Origin of the sequence: uncultured Acetobacterium sp. (assembly GCF_927416815.1) — a bacterium.
Classification (GTDB): domain Bacteria; phylum Bacillota; class Clostridia; order Eubacteriales; family Eubacteriaceae; genus Acetobacterium.
Genome location: NZ_CAKMJU010000117.1, coordinates 1 through 2,563 on the forward strand (window position 1 = coordinate 1; position 2,563 = coordinate 2,563).

Sequence of the window (2,563 nt, forward strand, 5' to 3'; positions counted from 1 at the left end):
AATGATGCTTTCTTCGATGATGAGGATCTCTTCATCTTCTGATCTTTTTTCATTCGTTTGAAGGCTTGTTTGTTATACCCTTTTTTCCTTTTGGGCGTTTATTTTATTTTTTCTTGTTTTGCGTAATTTCCTATTAAACAAGAAAAAAAGCAGTCTGCTTTTCAATGAAAGTGGATGGCCCGGCAATCTATGAAGCCATTCAGGAATTGTATGATGATCTTGGCGGCGTCACCCTTGAGCTGCTGATTGACAATCCCAAAGCACTGGTGATCACAAATGATCCAAAATCCGAGGAGGAAGTCCGGTACAATCCCCAGGCTCTGATGATGGCCAAACATCTGGGAACTGAGCTGAATGCATGTCCCTGTTATTGGCCCCGTAAAAAAGGCAAAATCGAGCGACCGTTCAATTATATTGAAGAGCAGTTTATTAAAGGTAATACTTTTGCAACCATGGATGAACTTAACGACCGCGGGAAAAAATTTATCGATGAGTGGTGCGATGAAAAACACACGACAACACAACGGATTCCAAACCAGCACTATCTGTTGGAGGAAAAACAATTATTACAACCGCTGCCAAAATCCCATTATTCTACAAAGACGCTACAAAAGCGCATTGTCAGTCCGGACAGTTACATCAGCATTGATGGCAATAAATACAGCGTCCCGGTGAAATATGTGGGAAAAACGGTATGGTTTCGAATCGTTTACGGATTCAGAGCCGAACTCTATGATCAAAAAGAAAACCTGATCCTGCGTTTTGAAGTCTCGGATAAGAAACATGACGTTGTGACCAATCTGGACCATTATGAAGCGATCGCCAAAAAAATCAGCACCTCCATCCCCCAGATTCGCAGAGATTTTACGGAAAGATTCAGCAACGGGTATCACTATCTGGAAGCCGCCGGAAGAAAGTTTGATCAGCCGACGCATTATGCCAGAAAGATCATGGAACTGCAGGAACTTTATGACGACCATGTCTTAAACCGTTTTATCGGAATTGCCGTTGTGGAAGATAAGATGGATATCAAGTCATTCCGCGCGCTCTTGCGGGATTACAATAGCGGACAGCGTTTGATGGGAATGGAGACGCCGGTTCCCAATGAGGAAGCCGTTTGTCAGGATGAGGATGCTCTGCTGATAAGAGACTGCAGTTATTATGAAATCAATGTAATGGAGGTACGATCGTGCAACAGGCAGTAACCGAATCGGAGACTTATATCGAGGCTAAAATGAAACAGTTCAAACTTGTTGATATGCGAGAGCAGTATCCGGATCTTATTGCCGAAGCGGAAATGACTTCCATGGGGTATCGGGATTTTCTGATACGGCTGCTTGCTGTTGAGGAAGAAGGAAAAAATGCCCGTCGTACGGGAAAGCTTTTAGGCAATGCCCGCTTTGAATTATCGGCAACGCTTGGTGAGATTGATTATGATTTTAATGATACGCTAGACAAAGAAAAGATTGAAGCATTGGGAGGATTGCATTTTTTAGATAATCATGAAAACATCATTGTCATTGGACCGCCTGGGGTCGGAAAAAGCATGATTGCAACCGGAATCGGTGTCAATGCCTGTCATGCGGGTCGAAGCGTTCTGTTTGTCAATGCAAAGGAACTCGTCGATACGCTTCATGCTGAAATGTTAAGTGGAAAACTGTCCGAAACACTTGAAAAACTGAATCGGATTGAACTACTGATTATTGATGAATTATCCTACATAAAAATGGACAAAGAAAGAGAGAGCCTATTTTTCCAGATCATCCGCCAACGATACGAAAAAAGCTCCCTCATTATTACGACCAACCTGCCAATGGGCAAGTGGGACGAACTGTTTACTGGACAGCTGGCTGCAACGGCGATTCTTGACCGAGTGCTCCACCACTGTCATGTGCTTAGTATAACAGGTGACAGCTATCGTGTCAAAGGGTCAAAAAACAGTGTTAACAGAAGCCTTGGCATCGGTTAAACCGATGGTTGGTATTTCATATAGACAGGAGTGTAAACATGTCAAAGGTAAGTAATGAAGCATTAATCGACGTTGTTCAGGTATACAATGATGAAGGCCGTACGGCTGCATATGATCTTCTGCGCAATCAGTATGGTGTGAAAAACCCCTATTTTACAAGAAAAAGAATCGATAAAGATCCGCGATTTCAATACGTTCCCGAGCGGGATTGTTATCTGATCAACGCGCTAACCGAGGCTGATCATCTTTTTATGAGTATCGAAGAGCTCTGTTCGCCCGTGGTTCCTCAGCGCGTTCAAACAGCAGAAAAACAGCTGATCGATAGTCGGCCAGCCGATATGGAAAAACTGATTCAGGAACTGCTGGGTGAACGTTTGCTGGAGTTAAGCAGATACATCTCACTGGACTCATTATCAAAAACGATGATCATCGACCAGACTTCATTAAAAAGTGCCGGCTATCGGGTTGTTACTCACTAGCAGGTGGGTCAATTTACAGTGTCAAAATCAGAATTCACATGGTAAACTGAGCCATTAACCATCAATACTAAGGTGGGTCAAATTTAAACGAAAAAGTGGGTCAATTTTACTTGAC

3 protein-coding genes are annotated in these 2,563 nt (G+C 43.1%); all 3 read left to right on the forward strand.

Translation table 11 applies throughout. The features are described 5' to 3' along the window. The first annotated feature begins 164 nt into the window (after window positions 1–164). The 3 genes from QZ998_RS14590 to QZ998_RS14600 are packed head-to-tail and all read left to right on the forward strand — an operon-like array spanning window position 165 to window position 2,448. A complete protein-coding gene (locus QZ998_RS14590) occupies window positions 165–1,205 on the forward strand; it encodes a hypothetical protein (protein WP_296561570.1) in 1,041 nt (346 codons plus the stop codon). Beyond that, a complete protein-coding gene (istB, locus tag QZ998_RS14595) occupies window positions 1,190–1,969 on the forward strand; it encodes an IS21-like element helper ATPase IstB (protein ID WP_296561571.1) in 780 nt (259 codons plus the stop codon). The genes QZ998_RS14590 and istB overlap by 16 nt, the downstream gene beginning before the upstream one ends. Before the next feature lie 38 nt (window positions 1,970–2,007). After that, entirely contained in the window at window positions 2,008–2,448 is a 441-nt protein-coding gene (locus QZ998_RS14600) for a hypothetical protein (protein ID WP_296561572.1), read from the forward strand. Window positions 2,449–2,563: the final 115 nt, after the last annotated feature.